The 17,436-nt window shown below is 45.1% G+C and carries 17 protein-coding genes; all 17 read right to left on the bottom strand.

What is annotated here, in order from left to right; genetic code table 11:
* Positions 1–265: 265 nt before the first annotated feature.
* From PCAR9_RS01155 to PCAR9_RS01075, 17 genes are read right to left on the bottom strand one after another with little or no spacing between them, the layout of a single operon-like run.
* A complete protein-coding gene (locus PCAR9_RS01155; RefSeq protein WP_232091085.1) occupies positions 266–4,009 on the bottom strand; it encodes an H-type lectin domain-containing protein in 3,744 nt (1,247 codons plus the stop codon).
* Entirely contained in the window at positions 4,009–4,446 is a 438-nt protein-coding gene (locus PCAR9_RS01150; RefSeq protein WP_230633726.1) for an agglutinin biogenesis protein MshP, read from the bottom strand. Before PCAR9_RS01150 ends, PCAR9_RS01155 begins: the two co-directional genes overlap by 1 nt.
* A 10-nt stretch (positions 4,447–4,456) precedes the next feature.
* The gene (locus tag PCAR9_RS01145; RefSeq protein ID WP_232091084.1) at positions 4,457–5,212 is read right to left on the bottom strand and encodes a PulJ/GspJ family protein; all 756 of its coding nucleotides are present in this window, start codon (positions 5,210–5,212) and stop codon (positions 4,457–4,459) included.
* Complete coding sequence (locus tag PCAR9_RS01140) at positions 5,212–5,832, bottom strand: type II secretion system protein (protein WP_179982055.1); 621 nt, start codon at positions 5,830–5,832, stop codon at positions 5,212–5,214. The genes PCAR9_RS01145 and PCAR9_RS01140 overlap by 1 nt, the downstream gene beginning before the upstream one ends.
* Entirely contained in the window at positions 5,822–6,283 is a 462-nt protein-coding gene (locus tag PCAR9_RS01135; RefSeq protein ID WP_179982054.1) for a type II secretion system protein, read from the bottom strand. Before PCAR9_RS01135 ends, PCAR9_RS01140 begins: the two co-directional genes overlap by 11 nt.
* Before the next feature lies 1 nt (position 6,284).
* Complete coding sequence (locus PCAR9_RS01130; protein ID WP_179982053.1) at positions 6,285–6,815, bottom strand: type II secretion system protein; 531 nt, start codon at positions 6,813–6,815, stop codon at positions 6,285–6,287.
* A gap of 22 nt (positions 6,816–6,837) precedes the next feature.
* Complete coding sequence (locus PCAR9_RS01125; protein ID WP_179982052.1) at positions 6,838–7,425, bottom strand: prepilin-type N-terminal cleavage/methylation domain-containing protein; 588 nt, start codon at positions 7,423–7,425, stop codon at positions 6,838–6,840.
* Between the two features lie 44 nt (positions 7,426–7,469).
* Positions 7,470–7,964, bottom strand: coding sequence for a hypothetical protein (locus PCAR9_RS01120; RefSeq protein WP_179982051.1), 495 nt, complete (start codon positions 7,962–7,964; stop codon positions 7,470–7,472).
* Positions 7,965–7,992: 28 nt separating this feature from the next.
* Positions 7,993–9,222: a type II secretion system F family protein gene (locus PCAR9_RS01115; RefSeq protein WP_179982050.1), complete on the bottom strand. Its 1,230-nt coding sequence runs from the start codon at positions 9,220–9,222 to the stop codon at positions 7,993–7,995.
* Positions 9,222–10,934 (bottom strand): GspE/PulE family protein, encoded by a 1,713-nt coding sequence (locus PCAR9_RS01110; RefSeq protein WP_179982049.1) that lies wholly within the window; start codon positions 10,932–10,934, stop codon positions 9,222–9,224. The genes PCAR9_RS01115 and PCAR9_RS01110 overlap by 1 nt, the downstream gene beginning before the upstream one ends.
* Positions 10,934–12,280: a tetratricopeptide repeat protein gene (locus PCAR9_RS01105; RefSeq protein ID WP_179982048.1), complete on the bottom strand. Its 1,347-nt coding sequence runs from the start codon at positions 12,278–12,280 to the stop codon at positions 10,934–10,936. Before PCAR9_RS01105 ends, PCAR9_RS01110 begins: the two co-directional genes overlap by 1 nt.
* Positions 12,277–13,179, bottom strand: a complete 903-nt coding sequence (locus PCAR9_RS01100) for an ExeA family protein (RefSeq protein ID WP_179982047.1) — start codon at positions 13,177–13,179, stop codon at positions 12,277–12,279. The genes PCAR9_RS01105 and PCAR9_RS01100 overlap by 4 nt, the downstream gene beginning before the upstream one ends.
* A 2-nt stretch (positions 13,180–13,181) precedes the next feature.
* Positions 13,182–14,930, bottom strand: coding sequence for a pilus (MSHA type) biogenesis protein MshL (mshL, locus tag PCAR9_RS01095; protein WP_179982046.1), 1,749 nt, complete (start codon positions 14,928–14,930; stop codon positions 13,182–13,184).
* Positions 14,914–15,231: an agglutinin biogenesis protein MshK gene (locus PCAR9_RS01090; RefSeq protein ID WP_179985115.1), complete on the bottom strand. Its 318-nt coding sequence runs from the start codon at positions 15,229–15,231 to the stop codon at positions 14,914–14,916. The genes mshL and PCAR9_RS01090 overlap by 17 nt, the downstream gene beginning before the upstream one ends.
* An 18-nt stretch (positions 15,232–15,249) precedes the next feature.
* Complete coding sequence (locus PCAR9_RS01085; protein WP_179982045.1) at positions 15,250–15,897, bottom strand: type II secretion system protein M; 648 nt, start codon at positions 15,895–15,897, stop codon at positions 15,250–15,252.
* A complete protein-coding gene (locus PCAR9_RS01080) occupies positions 15,872–16,498 on the bottom strand; it encodes a PilN domain-containing protein (protein ID WP_179982044.1) in 627 nt (208 codons plus the stop codon). Before PCAR9_RS01080 ends, PCAR9_RS01085 begins: the two co-directional genes overlap by 26 nt.
* Positions 16,495–17,409 carry an agglutinin biogenesis protein MshI gene (locus PCAR9_RS01075; protein ID WP_179982043.1) on the bottom strand — a complete coding sequence of 305 codons (915 nt, stop codon included), beginning with the start codon at positions 17,407–17,409 and terminating at the stop codon, positions 16,495–16,497. Before PCAR9_RS01075 ends, PCAR9_RS01080 begins: the two co-directional genes overlap by 4 nt.
* Between the last annotated feature and the right edge of the window lie 27 nt (positions 17,410–17,436).

Here is a 17,436-nt window from a genome sequence, read left to right as displayed (position 1 = left end):
ACAATGGGGGCAATTTTGGGCAAGTGATGCTGTCACTTAGAGCCAAAATAACTACTTTATTAACAAGCAAATTCGGCGTCTGCCTCATTAAGGCTTAGAACCTACGCGTTAATTGATTGATTCCTACATTAGACTCACTAGTGACCCCATGAAAAATGGAAGGTTCAAAAAAACAATCTACCTATTGGTCCGGTTTTTTTAAGTACTGAGGTCGTGATGGTATTTTTAACGCACGGCGTTACGACCAAACCTCCCCCTTACTTTTCTAATTGTTGATTTGTTCGCGCTTGTAAATGATATTGTCGTTCCCTCTGTAAACACCATAGGTTAGCGTGGCGCTAGGCGGATTGTCAGCTTCGCCATCTCCATCCCAATCCCACAGCAACCATGCATCAGGGGTATAAGTCACAGGATAATTACCAGCCCCGTTTGGCGATGATAAACGCATGCCTTCGCCGGTGGTATACGCACCTTCACTTAGGGTTCCGTCTTCAGAAGAAACTAGCTCACCTGAGGCATCATTTATACTAGCATGTGCAAAATCCGTGCAGCTGTCGTATGTGTTTATGCGCCACGTTTGACCGTCCCAGTATTGGGTGCGAAGTGGTAACAGTAGGGCTTCATCTGCTGCGCCATAGTTGTTTATTAACGTGGCTCGGCCGTAGGCGAACATTAAATCGCTATCGATAGTCGCAACACAATCGCTTGTGCAAGAAATACCATTCACCGTAGCACCGTCAACAAAAGAAGACGCAAACGTTAGCACTAGCGACGTATCCTCAAAAGGTCCGTCTGTATCTGTTGCAGAACTTCCCAAACGCTTAAACGTAACGTCGTTGTCAACCATACTCAATACACCAGTAGCCCCGCTTTGCGGCCACGTGCCTGTATCATCATTAATAAGCCTGTCGAGCCTTATTAGCGGCGTGTCGTAGCCAACCTCAAGCCCCATAGCGTTCAACTTATCAAACCCGGCAAAGTAGTTCTGAGTAACCGAGCCCAAATGATTTGTGGCAGCAAGGGTATAGGTAACGCTTGGAATTGGCTGACCGAAATAAGTAAAGTTTTCATTTATATCGCACGCTGGGGTCACTTCACCGGTTAAGGTAAAGTTTGAAGGCGCAAATCGGCCAACGTTAGCTGCTAACCCTGTCACTGTAGAACTAGCAAGATAATTACTTGTAGCAGCGATACTTATTATCCCAACTTCACTGTAATTCAACGCTACATTTAATTCGCTCTCATTATCGAAGATCACACCGCTTTCAGCCCCTGCTAGAGTCCCGGTTGTTCCACCTGCTGGTAATGAAGTGGTGGGCGAAAGCGAAACGCTCCCAGAAAAATGCTCTGCCGTGCGGTTGTTTAGCAGTTGCCCATAATTATCGGGAATACCATCATCATTAGCGTCTTCACCATCAACCCACTGCACACTTTTTATTCCAAGAATAAAATCTTCACCTGTTAACTTAAGTAGTGAATCGTTAGCGCTGTTAGCATATCCATTGGGGTTCGTTGTATTGCCTGCATCGTCTAGTATATCTAGCGCAAAACCAAACGGCCTAACTATGAAAGTATTAGATGACCCAGAAATAGGACTTCGATCAGCAATTTCAGCACTAAGCGATAGTTCACCAGCATCAGGGTACTGAATAGAAAAAATAGCCTGCGAATTATCGTCAAATTGCAGTTGGAATGTATCTGAACTTGTTCCTAGCTCATATTCATTGCCATTATTTTCAAAGACCAGTTTATTTGAACAGGTAGACGCGCTTCCACAGTTGTAATTCAATTCAACGTCTACAAGCTTGTTTCTAAGTAAGTCTGTATCTCCACAAGCCTCGATAGCGTATTGCTTCCCGTTGAAGCCCACATCCGAAGGCTTACCCGATAACTGCGTGACTAAGGTATCACTGTTGTCTGTGAGGTTTTTAAAGGTAAGGCCATCAGCTTCAAAATTTACCTTGCAGCTGTTGAGGTTTACCTCGGAGCCACCGATAAAGCATCGAAGCTGTGACGAAGGCGACTCGCCTGAAGTAGCAAGCGTGGGGTCATTTCCGTTTAGGCTATCTATGGTAAGTGATGTTTGCCCGATGAAGGTAACACTATCGCTAGGTGACCATGTATAATTATTGGAGCTTGGTAATAGGCCTACTGTTGCGCTTTGGGAATATAGCAAGTCGCAGTCTACATCTGCACATGCCTTTAATGTCACTTCTTTCGCGGCGCAACTACTGCCCCTGTTATCCGCTAACTCAAATCGATAGTGATTTAATACCTCAATAACCTCACGACCGCATATGCCGGGTATATTGTTTGGAACCGTCGTTTCTTGAACACTCAACTCTGCTCGGGATTCTATACCAGCGCCAGCGGTAAACGAGCCCACTATAGTTTCGCCAGATACATTTACAAACGTTATACTTCCTGTTGCAAGCACTACAGCTTGCGGATTTGAACCATCAATCACGACATCGCCGTTAACATAGATAGCAAGGTAAGCGCCGTCAGCGACATTTATGCTTGCGTCTACCATCGAGAAAATCGTTGAAACCCCTAAAGGGTTATCTCCTGGGTTATCGACATAAATTCGCGTTGGCGCAATAACATTATAAATGCCCAATCCCATGTTGACGGTAGTTCGACTGAAGTAATAATCCCCGGCTAAATCCCCAGGAGTAATTTCTGGGCCGCCGTCGTCAATAGTAATGGAAGGTATAGCCCGCGCTTGAGACTCGCTTAGCGCATTTGTATTTGAAGGAAAACACGCAACAGCATTTTCACCACATTTAGGAAAAGCTTCTGCAGTATCTGCATCACTATTCACACCCAAGGAAGTTAATACCCCGCCGTTATCATCAAAGACTCGGCTATTCGCTCCTAGATAAATTTCACTGCCTCCGAAGGTAGCCAGAGCACCGGGAAAAGCAACTTCACAGCTAGGAAACTCACCACTAAAAACAAATTCCGAGGTCATCGCAATGATACTGGCATCCTCTGGGTCGTGATTTCGCTCATTATCTCGGCTTCTGTCCTCATCCACGCGAAGACCTAAGCGCGTGCTATTTACGCCACAGCTTCTCAACCAGCCCCCATCGCCACCATTGCGACTAATTTTACTAGCAGCAACAAGGGGCGTTTGGGCATAACTATTCCTATAAAAATTATACGTGCACCTGTCACTCCACCCCACTATTTGGTTATCGGCAAAGAACGCTTCCCAATCAACTTGCACCCCGTTGTCGTCAAAGAACACGCGGCCATCGCCTTCAGTGGTTGCCATATACGCCAGTGTCTCTGTACGCGTAACAGGTTCATAAAGCGTTTCCGACGCCTCTAGTGCAACAAAGTAAGCCTGGCTTAGCTGAGGAATAGGTGGTTGAGCATTGCTGCCAATAGCGTCGTATTTTGCGGCCACCGTTAAATAGGGAAGAAGGTATGTGTCCGGTGGAGCCTCCCCTCTCACATCGACCTGATTATTTACCGTTTGAAGCGAATGAAAAAATACCGGCTTTTCGGCAAAATCTGTTTGCAGTGGCACTTGTGCGTATCGTGCATCTTCTTCGCCAACTCTCAAAGGACCATTAGGTTCGTACCAAGGAGAGTTTACTGATGCTTGTATAGTAGTAGCATCTAACTCCATTTTTCCTACTTCAACAATGTCGCCGTCAGGGAATTCGTGAACGCCGTAGGCAATAGCCAAGTAATGCCCACCCATGGTGATATGAGGGCCATCTTCACCAGAGGGCTCAAGCGGTAATGCTTCAAAACCCGTTCTGGTAACGTTGCGGATTTTAACAATAGCAGGGTTACCCCCCTGATTTGTCGATAGCATAAACACAGCTGGAGGCTCGTCGTATACCTGCGAAAAGCTTATGGTTGTCCACTCTGCTTTGTTGTAGGTATTTTGAAGTTCAATGAACCTGCCTTCGATTTGGGGGACGGCAGAGGCCGGTAGTGCAAAACATAAAGTGAGAAAAAAACAAAACAGTGAAATAGACTTTAAGTTCATTATTGTTCCTGCCGTACTTCTACAGTTACCCTTCTAGAGGTATTGATTTGCCCGCTGCTACAGCTTGCCGTTGCGGTGAACTCGTAGACATCTATCTTTTCAGAGGCGACATCAGGTTCAATTACGTCCAAGGCGTCCTGACATTTAACGCTGATGACACAATTAGGGAAAGAAACCGTACTTTGCAGCGGAAGCACATATTCGTTTGGACACAGTGGGTCATTTAGTTCGACAAGCCGAGATACCATCATTTCAACACCGCTCTGCGCTGCTAAGTAGGCGCGAGCGCCATAATACTCAATGGATTGCTGACGTATGTTTGATGAAATCTGATTAGACAACGCAATGCCAAGCCCTAGAAGTACAATGCTAATAATGATTGCCACAATAGTGGTAGAGCCACGTTGTTTTGATAGAGTGCGAGAGAGCGATAACATATTTTGTCTTTTAGGGAACATTAGGGAAATGCACCTCGTGCGAGAAAGCTAACGATTCGTCATCATTACCGATGAGCGTCAAGTCTAATTTGACCAAAGCATTTTGACGCAAACTTACCGTTATTACGTCTGCACTCCAACTACTTACATTCGTTGCGATAATGCCTGTACTCACTCCATCTCTGCGGACCAAAGCCTCACCCTGCGCCGTTGTTTCCTTACACACTGACACTGGATTTATGTTAAACACAAAAAAACGCTTCCCAGGGGAGGATTGAGTGTTTACGGCTCCTAACTCAATTATGTATTGGTGATCTAAAACATTTCCTTCGTTATCGGTGGCGGCGTTATATCCATTATAGTCTACGCTGTTATCAATCACACTTTGCGGACTCGTTGGGTAGATAACTAATTTATCTCCAGATGCGGGGGCTTTCATTTTAAAAACGACAGAATGTAAGTCATCATCAAAAGGGTCTGCGGTATATGTACCGCTCATAACGATTGGATAGTAGGTTAAGCACCCTAAACTAGCGTCAAAGGAGACCGAGTTAGGCACAATATTTCGAAGTTCTTTTTCCAGTCGTAAAATAATGAAGCGCGCGTCTGAAACAAGGCGGGTACGCTCTGCACCTGTTATATAAATTTGCGCACTTAGTGAAATCACCTGCGCAACAGAAACACTAATTACACCTAAAATAGTGATCACTAGAATAAGCTCTATAAGTGTAAAACCGCGCTGGCGCTGTGCTTTTGATCGGGGCATCAATAGCTCCCTCGATAAGCGCTAAAGTTATAGATTTGTCCGTCAGGTGCCGTGACTACGATATCGATACGTTTATATTGTTTGTTTTCAGGAGGGATGCAGACATTAATAGGCTCTAATGGGTCAGGGCAATATACATCTGATTGAGGATCAGAAGTAACATCTATGGTAACATCTATCGACGAGTCATAAGTAACACCGACACTGTAAGCAAAGCCATTATAATTGCCGCCAATATTGCTAATAGCATAACCATTATAATCATCTACATCGTCATAAGCTTCTTCAGAGGTTTCACCAGCGTCGGGACCTAGAACGTCGGAACACAAGTTATCATTGACATTAGACGGATCAGGTTTATCGACGCAGGTGACAAAAGGCGGGCTTCGGTCGCTGTTTTCATCATAGGAGCGGCTTAGAATATCGTTCATTAACGATTGGCCCAACTTAGCTGCTTTTACTTGACGAAATGGTTCAGCCGTTTGTTCAGCTTGCGGCACAATTAGCGACAGCACTATTGTTAAGCTGATAGTGAATACAACAATACCAATTACCAGCTCTAATAAAGTAAAGCCTTCACTGTGTTTTTTACGCGTAGGAAACATTGTGCTAGCACGCATAAATGGCCCCTTCACTTTGCAAACACATGGTAAAGGTACTTATTTGAATTTTGCAGTTAGTTGAGCAGGCAATATTGTTTGGTCGGCCAAACCCGTCAAACTGAATTTGGGAAAAACTATCGCCGTTTTCATCTGCAGTTTGAAAAGTAAAATCAGTATTAGATGCGTTGACAACCTGATCGGCATCAAAAGCAGTGGAAAGAGCATTTGCGCAGTCGTGTCCAGCGGGGGGAGCAATAACTGTACTCGTTATTTTCACGCAGCTGCTGTCTTGTACGTTTTGCATGGCGCGAAGTTGCATATTGCGCACTAGTTGAAGAGTTCTGTCGCGAAGCGCAATAGCTTCTTCAGTGTCGCTACCAAGAAAGCGAGGTGCGGCGGTGACCGCCAGCACCCCAATAACCAATATGGTTATAATAAGTTCTACTAGTGTAAAACCGTTTTTCTTCACATTACTCTACACACGTGTTTACAGTAATTGTAGGGCGCTCGCCTTCAGCTGTTGAATTTGTGTAAGCAACAGAACAAGCACTAGTAGCAGCTGGAGACGCGGGTGCTCCATCGTATGCACCCGTATAGTATATAAGAATAGTATCATCACCCACTGCTGCAGTAGCGTAATCTCCCACTAAGTTGCCATCACCATCCACTGCATTAATGTCAGCATCAAGGATATTAGTGAAATTTGCAGCAGTTCCAGCATCTGGATATCCGTACACCACAGATACAGTAGTAGAATTTCCAATATTGACTGAATCCGAACCATCACTTGAAGCGGCTACATCATTGATGAGAGCTTTACCATAAACAACAGATGAAGCAGATTCTAGAGAACCAGCAATACCTTCCAATACAGAATCACGTGCATCGTCTTGAAGGTTCAAAAACTTAGGTGCTGCGGTTACCGCTAGAATACCCAGCAATACGATAACAATGATTAACTCGATTAGGGTAAAACCCTGTTGTGTTGATACTTTTTGCATAATCAAACTTCCTGAGTATTAATTAAAAAACAGTAACCTGGCCAGTGGCTGGGTTGTAAGTAAAACCGTCAAACGTGGTACCGTCAGGCGTGCCGTCTGCTGGTGCTGAAGTATTAGGTAAACCCATAGACTCAACTAAGTAGTAAACACAAAGCGTGTTTGCACCAGAGTCATCTGAACGTACCGCGTATCTGAAATCAGCAACAACCGTATCGTTTGTCGATGTGGTGTTGGTAGGTGCCGACTGTAGAATTAGGTCAAATGTGTTTTTACACTCGGTATTGTTAACCGTAGAAATAAGTGTATTACCAGTAGAGCTGCCGGTAGGGTAACCAATGGTACCGTCAACGCCCACTGGCGTTTGGTCGTAAGTAACCACTGTGCCGTTGCCGTTCCCGTTGTTGCCACTTGGGCGACCTTCTACTTCCCATTGCGCGCGCACAAGACCTACAGCAGCGGCAAAGCCCCCTGCTACACCTTCTACACTAGCTTCTCGTGCTTCATCGGTAACATCGATAAAACGCGGTAGCGCCGTAGCCGCCAGCAAGCCTAAAATAATTACAACAATGATAAGCTCTATCAGCGTAAAACCTTGCTGTCTCGTGTTCATAGCATCTCCTAGATTACAAATAAGCGCATAACTCCGACGCTTAGTTAACTTTTTCTTTCTCTTACTACGCCGCTACCAGCGTTGTACTCAAACCAAACTTTGTCTTGAACAAAAAATACACACTGCAAATATCCGTTTGCGTATTCATCGCTTACCGATATTTTTGACGACACATCGAATTCCCTTAAAGTCGCCAATGTGAACATGTATTCACACGCATTTCCTTGGTCCGGTTCCAGCCCCTCAGGCCAACCCTTTGTATTTACAAATAACTCTGCAGCCACTTCTTTTTGCTGCTTTATACTGCCACTGGCATCAAAGTCCGTTTCGTAAATCAAAACCCTTGATTGCTTGGACTTTATCCATTGGGCTCTGGCTAACATAACAACCCGTTGAAACTGAGCCACTGCGTTTTCTTTGTTTACTTGCTCAGCTTCTTCTATCACTGGTGATGCGTAATACACGTACGATGTAGCCAAAACAGCGAGCACCAGCCCAATCACGATAAAGTTAAATAACCCTGCTCTAGTGCTAGCCACATTTTACCCCACTGAAATAGCGAACCTATTACCCGCCTTTCACCGCCGACATCATGTTCCACATTGGTGTAAAGATGCCAAGCGCCAGTATCAACACCATGACCGCCACAAAACCAATTAAAATAGGCTCTATTTTGGCGGTTAAGCTCTTAAGGTCGAAATCGACTTCACGTTCGTAATAATCTGCGCTTTCTTCTAAAAGCGGCTCTAATCGACCCGTTTCCTCACCCACAGCAATCATCTGTAATACAAGTGTAGAAAACAGTTCGCTATTTTTCGAAACTCTCAGCAAACTTTCGCCTTTTTCTATGCCTTGGCGCATCTCTTTAATGCGCATTTGCATATGAGCGTTATCTACAGCATCCGCTGTTAGTGACAGGCCCGCAGTTAGCGGCACACCTGCACGCAAAATCATAGAAAAGCTACGGCTATATCTTGATAATAATGATCGCTCAATAATGCTGCCTACGACAGGCAACTTTAGTTTAAATTTGTCCCATTTAAGTCGTCCATTAGTCGAATTAACGTATTGTTTAGCCGAGAAAATTATTCCAATTAATACGATTAAAATTAGCCACCAGTAGTTTACAAAGAAGTTTGAAGTGCCTATAAGCACGCGAGTCATTATGGGTAGCTCGGTGTCGAACCGCTCGAACATCTGTGTGAAAACAGGTACAACGAAAAGATTCAATATAAACATAGCAATAGCGAGTGCTATCAATACAAAGGTGGGGTATCGCAATGCGGATTTAATGCGCTTTCGCGTTTCCTGTTCCCGTTCGAAATAGAGGGCTAACTGCAGGAAAACATCGTCTAGCTTACCGGTATTTTCACCTACTACGACAACAGAAATGGTTAACCGCGTGAAGACTTTTTCATACTTTGTCATGGCCGAAGATAAGCTTCTGCCTTGCTCAAGCTGATCAGCGATGTCCTTTAAAATTTCTTGGAAACGCTTATGTGAGGCGTTTTCACTTAGCCCTTTTATTGCCCGAATAATCGGAATACCCGCTTTAAGCAGCGAGTACATTTGGCGTGAAAAGATGATCATCTCATCTAGTCCGACTTTAGGTTCGAATAGACGCCCAACGTCTAGACCATCGCCCGCTTTTGCCGCTTTTTTAGTTTCTTCTATCGAAACAGGCACTATGTTTTTAGACAACAAAGCCTGCGCCGCTGCTTGCGCAGACGCAGCTTCAATAATGCCTTTTTGAGGGCCACCTTGAGCCGATTTACCCGCATAACTAAATTGAGGCATTAGTGATTCACCACCTCGGGTACAAATTCAGCCACCTTAAAGACCTCGTCTAACGAGGTTTTACCTTCTGCGGCATAATCTAGTGCCATATGTGAAAGGGGCACAAAGTCTTTGTTGGCCTTTGTCGCATCAACAAAACCTTGAGTATTATCGTCGCGCAGGGCCTCCATCATGTCTTCGTTCATTTCTAAAAATTCGAAAACACCTATACGTCCTTTGTAGCCTGTATGGTTACAGCTATTACAGCCTCTACCCTTGCAAAACGTTGCACTTGCTAGCTCTGGTTTTAAGAAACCTACCCATGCTTGCTCTTGCGCACTGGGCGCTCGCTCCTCTTTACAGTTTTCGCATAAGCGACGTACCAAGCGCTGCGCCAACACCCCACGCAATGAGGTAGCGACTAGATAGGGCGCCGCGCCCATATCAATAAGACGTATGGCACTGGTGACCGAGTCGTTTGTGTGAAGTGTACTTAATACCAAGTGACCGGTTAGTGCGCCTCTAAGCCCTATTTCTACGGTTTCTTGATCGCGCATCTCCCCCACCATAATAATGTCAGGGTCTTGTCGAAGGGTAGTACGCAAAATAGACGCGAAATCGAGACCAATTTTCGAGTTCACTTGTACTTGGTTAATACGAGGCAAGCGATATTCAATGGGGTCTTCTGCGGTAATGATTTTCAAATCGGGCTTATTGAGTTCGCTTAGCGCGCCATACAAGGTGGTAGTTTTACCCGAACCCGTTGGCCCGGTTACCAATATCATGCCGTGAGGTCGGTTTATGGCGGCTCGAAATTTTTCGGCCATTGCATCTGGCATCCCCGTCTGATCTAACGTCAAAAGACCTGCGGATTGATCTAGCAAACGCATAACCACCGCTTCACCGTTAGCGACAGGCATGGTGGAAACACGCACATCAAGAGTGTGACCTTTCACTTTAATATTGAAACGCCCGTCTTGAGGAATACGCTTTTCTGATATGTCGAGACCAGACATTAGTTTGAGTCTAAGTACCAACGCAGCGGCAATTTTTACCTGGTTTAGTGTATTTTCCTGCAGCACACCATCTACACGCTGCCTGATACGCAGAATATTCTCATCTGGCTCGATATGAATATCAGAAGCGCGCACCTGAACCGCATCTTCAAAAATAGAGTGAAGCAGTTTTACTACTGTGGCATCTGAAGTGGTATCGTCGAGAGCAGACAATTCAAAGTCGGCCTCATCGGCGTACTCTTCACCTAACTTTTCTGCAAATGACGCTATATCCTGGGTACGACGATAAACCGAATCAAACGCTTCTAACATCTGATTTTCTTGAACTATTGCCAGCTCAATATTGCGCGGCGCTACTAGCGGACCCAACTGATCAAGACCGCCTAAGTCAGTGGGGTCGCTCATTCCAATGAGCACTTCATCGTCGTCAGCTTCGAGTACTAGCGCGCGATAACGCCTTGCATAGGTTTCTGGGATAAGTTGTGCTTGCTCTGGATCTATTCGACGCTGTGTAATATCTAAAAAAGGAATATTGAGCTGCTGAGCAAGAAAGCGAAGAAGTTGCGGCTCGCTGATAAAGCCTAAGTCAATAAGCGTATCACCAAGTTTTCGCCCGGATGCGCGCTGTGCCGATAGCGCATTATCAAGCTGCTCGCTGGTAATGATATTTTCGTGAACTAATAAATCGCCGAGGCGCATCTTTAATCGAGGACGCATTAAGGTTGCTCCTGTAAATCGGTTAGGCGGGCACTAGCATATTGCGATGATGTAGAAGAGAGGCCACCAATCGCAAGGGCTCTGGAATATGAAGATATGGCTAAACGCTTGTCAGACAGTGCATCGTAATTAACCCCCAGTGCCAACCACCATTTTGCATTATTTGGTTGTAGCGAGGTCATGGCGCTAAACGCCGAGATAGCTTGTTCTGGTTTATTAACTGTTTGTGCAGAGGTCCCCTTTAGTATCAGATAATCGATACGTTTTTCAGCCAGTGCTTTGGCATCTAAGCTGTCTGGCATAAGGTTCAGAACTTCTTCAAAACGGCTTTCTTGAACCAAAATCTTAGCCATGAGTTCGCGCCACACTAACGATTCTGGCGACATTACAACGCCTTCCGAAAGTACCTGTAACGCTTGTAGGTTGTTATTTTGACCAAAATAAAGCGCGGCCAATTGTTTGCGAGCCTCGGTATTTTGCGGGTAGGTAGACAGTGCAAGAGTAAAGCTTTTTTGGGCGTCGTCGAAAATACCAAAATTGTAAGCTTTAAGCCCTGCCTCTAAATGAACGGCGCTTTGTTGCTCTGGGGATTTAGGCGTAACGTCAATCGCAGGCTCACGTGAAATAATGCTGTCTGGCTTAGGCGAGCTCAATTCACTGCTTGTTTTAACGTTTGCTCCAAGGTTTGTCTTGTTGGTCGTTTGTATGTTTGCTTTTTCTTGGGTTAAGCCTGAGGCTTTCACTACCGCCGAGCTGGTTTCTTCAGTCTCTGCTAATATGTTTGCGGCTGATATGATTTCGTCTTCAACTTCGGCTGCCTGTTTATCTGTCTTTTTATCTGACTGGGCATCCGAGTTTGAGCTTGAAGAATTAGCAACTTGCGTACGTTGCCTATATTCTGCTTCGTCGTCGGCTACCGTTTCATCAATACTGTTAAATACAATCTCGGCCACATCTGACGGCGTATTTTGATATGCCAAGTCTTCTTCGGATAACGGCGTAGACTTCATGCCTTCTAACTGTTGTTCGGCACTATCGACATCTTGCTTGGAAGTACTTTCATTGTCAGTTGTAATGGACTCATTTTGCACCGAGTTCGCTGCTGTATTCGGTACATCGACTTTTGCAACAGTATCACGGCTACCTGTATTAGCAGCACTCTTACTATCCCCTGACTCAGTTACGCTATTAAACACCAGCCAGCTAAATAGCCCTAGTGCGATGAGCGCAATTAGCGCTTTTGGCCAAAGCGAGCGATTTTCGACTTGAACTGTAGGCGGCAAGCCAAAATCTTCGTTCTGGTTTCGCTCATCTAGCGATTTCAAGGTGTCATTTAAAATGCTCATAAGCCAGGCGCCCCGTAAAGGTGAAGCGCACTTGCTACAGCAACCGCAGCTATGGATAAAATAACAATGCTTTGCCTAGGAACAAGCCTTCGTTTACAGTCGTCAGTATCAAACACTGCGTTTATCGTATGTTTCCAATTCGCTGCGCTTTTACCCTGACCGTAAGCACGAAGAAGAATTTTGTGGCAAACAATATTGACCAACCGTGGCGTACCTCGGGTGACTAATGCAATAAAACCCCGTAAACCTTTAGAAATTAACTGCTCGCTTCCGCCCGCCGTTGTTAGCCTATGCCCTATGTAATAATCCACTTCTGCCGATGTCATTGTGCGCAGCGTGTACGAAAAGCTGATGCGCTGGCGGATTTGCCTAACCTTGGGGGTTGACAGGTTAGCGTCAAGCTCTGGCTGGCCGAATAAAACGATTTGAAGCAGCTTACTTTTCTCAGTTTCTAAGTTGCTAAATAAGCGCAGCATCTCAAGTGCATCCCAGCTTAACGATTGCGCTTCATCGATAATCAGTACCGCTTGCCGCCCCTCTTGTTTAAGCGCTAAAAGCCTTGACTCTATGGCACTGTGTAACCCTTGAGAAGCTTCATTTTTACTGATATCAATACCTAATTCATTGGCGAACGCTATACGCAACTCGTCAGGGCTTAGGTATGGATTCGGCAAGTAGCAGGCTACGAATTTGTCCGAAAGGTGGTTTATCAGTTTGCGGCACAACAGGGTTTTACCTGTACCTACTTCACCGGTCACTTTAATAAAGCCCTCAGACATACTTAATGCAGACAAAATGACTTTTAACGCTTCATTGTGCGGCGCCAGCGCACAAAAGAAATCCGTGTTCGGCGTAAGCGAAAACGGCATTTCTGTGAAATGATAAAAGCCTTGGTACATAATTAGTTTCTATACCATTGATCAAGTAATGACTGAGTGCGAAGGCGCTGCTTTTCCCATGTATCTGGCTGTACCACCGAAGGTCGAATAAGAATAACCAATTCGCGTTTGCTCTGGGTTTTCGCCTTGTTTTTAAACGCGTTACCGATAATAGGGATATCACCTAACAGCGGTGTTTTAGATTCTTGCTCGCTGGTAACCGTTTCCATTAAGCCGCCTATCACCACAATTTCACCGTCGCGAGCGCGGATCACGGTGTCTGATTCACGAATATTGCTTTGTGCTAGCGGTAACAAAATTTGTTGGTCACCTACTTGGATAACCTTTGTCTGTTCCGCCGTTTCTGTTACTGAAGGGTGAACATGCAGTATTACAGAACCACTTCTGTCTATTTGCGGTGTTACATCCAGCGCGATACCAGAAAAGAAAGGAGTAAGTTCGATGTCATTCTCGTTCTCTGTGCTTGTTGTGCTTTGATCTTCACTGGTCGACACATCGGTAACAAAGTACTCGTCTTGCCCTACTTTAATAACGGCCTTTTGGTTGTTAGTTACCGTAACGCGAGGGTTACTTAGCATTTGCACGTCACCCTGGGTTTGAAGCATATTGATAACACCATCAAAGTCGCCGCGAGAAATACGTAGCGTTGATACTCCACCGATATCGGTAGAAATAGTATTGCCTATAGCATTAACCGCATTAATAGCTGGGTCGATTCCCGCTGCAGTGTTTGCTGCAAAATTAGAAGCAAGCGCCCCGCCGCTAAACCCAAAATTGAGGCTCCCCGTTAAGCCGCTAGCTATACGGTCCCATCTAACGCCTTGTTGGTAACCATCATTTAGCGTGACTTCAATAATGCGAGCTTCTAGAACCACTTGACGTTGCAGGCTTTCTTGGCTTTGATTTAAAAAGTCTTTCACCACGGCAATTTCGCTTGGTAGCGCGCGTACCGTCACTAACCCCGCCTGCGGTGAAACCACCACCTGACGACCTTCAGTGGGTGATACCAGTACTTTTAACGCTTCTTTTAGGTCAGTCCAAAAATCGTTTTCACTGGTAGTCTGAATATTTGAACCGTTGAGCTGCTGTATATTGTTGCCGCCAAGACCACTTTGACCACCAAAGCCGCCTTGACCGCCCAATGCGTTACCGCTGATATTGTTGTTGCCGTTAATACCGCCGTTGTTACCACCGTTATTCTGGTCTTGTTCGCTTACTCCACCTGCAATCACGCTGACGTTCGAAACACCAAAACGCTTGATCATTAGGAAGTTAACCGGGATAGATTCTGTCTTTAGTTGCGACGGCATCACTTGGATAACTTTACCTTCTAAAAATACATCCAGTGGATACATTCTAGAAATAATCGTAATCACATCGTCAAGGGCCACGTCTTTAAGTGTTAAGCTGATTTGGCCAGACACCGCTGGATGCACAGCCACGCTATAAGGCGTATCTTCCACCAGCGCATCGAAGAACGGACGAACATCCACATTATTAGCGGACACGGCAAACAGCTTCTGAGACGTAGGAGCCGGTAGCGACTGATAGCGAGCCACTTCTGACAGCAATTCTTGGTTTAACTGCGGTGGAGGCGCTGGTTTGGTTACAGGTACATTTTGGGAGCGATTGAGCTCATCGCGTATATGCGGTTTCACTTCCTCGCCAACACCATAGGTTTGACAACCCGCGATAACAAACGCCGCAGCTAGCATCAGTGCGTTAGAAATAAGGCTATTTTTTAATTTCATATGCATACATTCTTAGTATTTTCTGCTGACGACCGTCAGTTATAATCACGTGTTTAGGGGTTATTTTGGACACAGTAAATTCATTCAGCGTGTCACCCTCTCGATAAGACTTGCCAGATATGATCGCGCTGTAACCGGAACTGCGTTTAAAAATTGACTGCAGTGCCAATGCGCCATCTAAAAGGTTGCTTTCGCTTGCACTCGCCCCTTTGAACTGGGCAGGTTTAGTTGGGTCTACGGCGGCTATTGCAGGTTTGAAAACACTACCTACTACCAACAAACTAAATATGAAGCATTTCATTGTCTTCACCTAGGCTCCCTAAAGCGAAATGAAGGTAGCGTTATTGCTTACTGTCGCTAACCCCAATGTCAGTGATGCACTGGGATATTCGTCGACGTTATAAGCGAAGTCCGTCACAATGACTTTTTCTGGTGCCGCTTGAAGACGCGCAAGATAACTGCGTAAGTCGAAGTAACTACCCTCAATCACTAAACGCATATTGTGACGATAGAATGATGTACTTTGCGTTTCACCTTCACCAAAACGAATGGTTTGAGTTGGTTCTACGTTAAAGTTAACCAAGCTCACATTGTTTTCTTCATTCAATAGCGTCATTAACAACTCGGGCATCCTGTCGGCAGCCACGAAGCCTTCGTTCAACGAAAGCAACGCATCGTCAACGCTCAGTAGCGCTTTTCTCGCGTTATCTAACTCCTGTTGCATCCGCTGCGTGTAATCGACAGACAATGCTTGCTCAATGGCATCTCGCTGAATGACAAGCGCCTTGTGCTCGCTTTCTTTTCGAGTAGCGGTTTTGTCAGCGGCAGACATGTCTTCCAGCGCTGGCGATATGCCAAACCAAAAGAACAGATAAACGATAAGGCCAAAGCTCACCCACAAAATAAGCTGCTTTTCTCTGTTTTCGAGCGCAGAAAACTTATCAGAGAGCTGTTGATACTGACTCATCAGCGTCTCCTTCAAAATCAGTTGATATTAAAAATTGCTTCACGTCTTCAGCCCCATCTACTTCGTCGAACTTCACTGACGAAAATGATTTACCCTGAAAGAAAGGTGATTGCTGTAATTTCTTTAACCAAATAGGGATAGACGACGGTGCCACCGTTTGTCCTGACAAACGAATTTTCTGGGTATCTATGTTTATGCTGGTAAGCCAAAGGTTCTGGTTGTGATAGTTAGCTAAATCGTCCATTACTTCGCCATACTTGGTTGCATCAAAAGACAGCTCTCCGCTTTCTAAATAGGCAAGTAATTGCTTTCTGTTTTCTATCTTTACGTTTACTTGCTCAAGCTGCTGCTGAAGCGTTTTGGTATCACGCTTTTTCTCCAATGCATTATTCAGCGTTTTAATTTCATTATTGATTTGGCGGGTTAACGCTGATTGCTGTTCTATTTTTTCTTGTTTAGCGTTTAGTAATACATTTAAAGCAACAACGGCGATTAGCATTACTCCAAACGCTACGCCGTTTACCCAAAGCACCTTTGATAGAGGTAAGCGCTCTTTTTTAGGCTTAAGCGAGGGGTGATAAAGGTTTATCGTGCGTTTCACTGGGCCTCCCTCGCTGCAACAAGCGCACTAGCCAAAGCAAAGTGGCAAGTGGGGTCAACAACATCAGCTAATTCGAGCTGCGCAGCGAATTTTTTCATAGCCGCAGGCTGAAAGGGCTTTAAGCGCTCTATAACAGGCTCGCAATCAAACTGTGTTCTGAACAAGATTTCTTTTAGCGGTGGCTGTTTTAGCTGTGACTCATAGAAATCCATTGAACGTTGAATTTCTAAACCAAGCATGTCGCTTAATTGGGCTAAATCTTCTGGGGGGGAGGATTTTTTAACAAATCCCCTTAATCGACGCGATAGCCAAATAGCACGCGATCGCACTATCATCAAAAAAGGTTCGCTATTGGGCTCTTGAATAATAAGTAATCGCGCGTAATCATCATCAGGCACCATTTCGGTAGCCAGCACTTCTTTAGCGTGAATATGGGTGAGTTTAACCTCTTTCTTTTTCGATAGACTTTGAACCAGTGCAGAAAGCGATGACTTTTCGGCAGCAAACACATCTATTTTCTTGCCGCCGGTCCGTGTTTGAACCGGGTAATCGATGTAGTCCAAAACAATATTACTAGAATCGAACGGAACCAACTCGCCAAGTGTCCAAGGTAGTGCAGTCGTGATGTCCTCTTCGGGTACATCAGGCTTTTCCACTTGAACCATATGATACATTTCTTGAGAAAGCACAATGGATACTCGACATGCCTCTTTTTCAAATTCTCGCAAGGCCTCGCTTAATTGCTGTTCAAGAGGTTGTCGATTGTCAAAGGGAACAGACGCAAAAGAGTTGAGTACATAGCCACTGTCGCTAAAATTAACAGCGGCAATATGTAACTCAGCCGCACTCACAGACACACCTACCGTGAGCGTTGTATTGTTCTTTTGCGAAGAGAATAAGCTAGAGAGCATATGTCTACTTAATTCGTTAGTGTCGAG

This window comes from Alteromonas macleodii (genome assembly GCF_903772925.1).
GTDB classification, from domain to species: domain Bacteria; phylum Pseudomonadota; class Gammaproteobacteria; order Enterobacterales; family Alteromonadaceae; genus Alteromonas; species Alteromonas macleodii_A.
Note: the sequence above shows the minus strand (reverse complement) of the source record. Positions and strands in the feature narration are given on the sequence as shown.

Excerpts from the sequence above, each read along its gene's own strand:
- PCAR9_RS01155 (WP_232091085.1), bottom strand. The coding sequence starts at position 4,009 with ATGAACTTAAAGTCTATTTCACTGTTTTGTTTTTTTCTCACTTTATGT.
- PCAR9_RS01150 (WP_230633726.1), bottom strand. The coding sequence starts at position 4,446 with ATGTTATCGCTCTCTCGCACTCTATCAAAACAACGTGGCTCTACCACT.
- PCAR9_RS01145 (WP_232091084.1), bottom strand. The coding sequence starts at position 5,212 with ATGCCCCGATCAAAAGCACAGCGCCAGCGCGGTTTTACACTTATAGAG.
- PCAR9_RS01140 (WP_179982055.1), bottom strand. The coding sequence starts at position 5,832 with ATGCGTGCTAGCACAATGTTTCCTACGCGTAAAAAACACAGTGAAGGC.
- PCAR9_RS01130 (WP_179982053.1), bottom strand. The coding sequence starts at position 6,815 with ATGCAAAAAGTATCAACACAACAGGGTTTTACCCTAATCGAGTTAATC.
- PCAR9_RS01125 (WP_179982052.1), bottom strand. The coding sequence starts at position 7,425 with ATGAACACGAGACAGCAAGGTTTTACGCTGATAGAGCTTATCATTGTT.
- PCAR9_RS01115 (WP_179982050.1), bottom strand. The coding sequence starts at position 9,222 with ATGCCTCAATTTAGTTATGCGGGTAAATCGGCTCAAGGTGGCCCTCAA.
- PCAR9_RS01110 (WP_179982049.1), bottom strand. The coding sequence starts at position 10,934 with ATGCGTCCTCGATTAAAGATGCGCCTCGGCGATTTATTAGTTCACGAA.
- PCAR9_RS01105 (WP_179982048.1), bottom strand. The coding sequence starts at position 12,280 with ATGAGCATTTTAAATGACACCTTGAAATCGCTAGATGAGCGAAACCAG.
- PCAR9_RS01100 (WP_179982047.1), bottom strand. The coding sequence starts at position 13,179 with ATGTACCAAGGCTTTTATCATTTCACAGAAATGCCGTTTTCGCTTACG.
- mshL (WP_179982046.1), bottom strand. The coding sequence starts at position 14,930 with ATGAAATTAAAAAATAGCCTTATTTCTAACGCACTGATGCTAGCTGCG.
- PCAR9_RS01090 (WP_179985115.1), bottom strand. The coding sequence starts at position 15,231 with ATGAAATGCTTCATATTTAGTTTGTTGGTAGTAGGTAGTGTTTTCAAA.
- PCAR9_RS01085 (WP_179982045.1), bottom strand. The coding sequence starts at position 15,897 with ATGAGTCAGTATCAACAGCTCTCTGATAAGTTTTCTGCGCTCGAAAAC.
- PCAR9_RS01075 (WP_179982043.1), bottom strand. The coding sequence starts at position 17,409 with ATGCTCTCTAGCTTATTCTCTTCGCAAAAGAACAATACAACGCTCACG.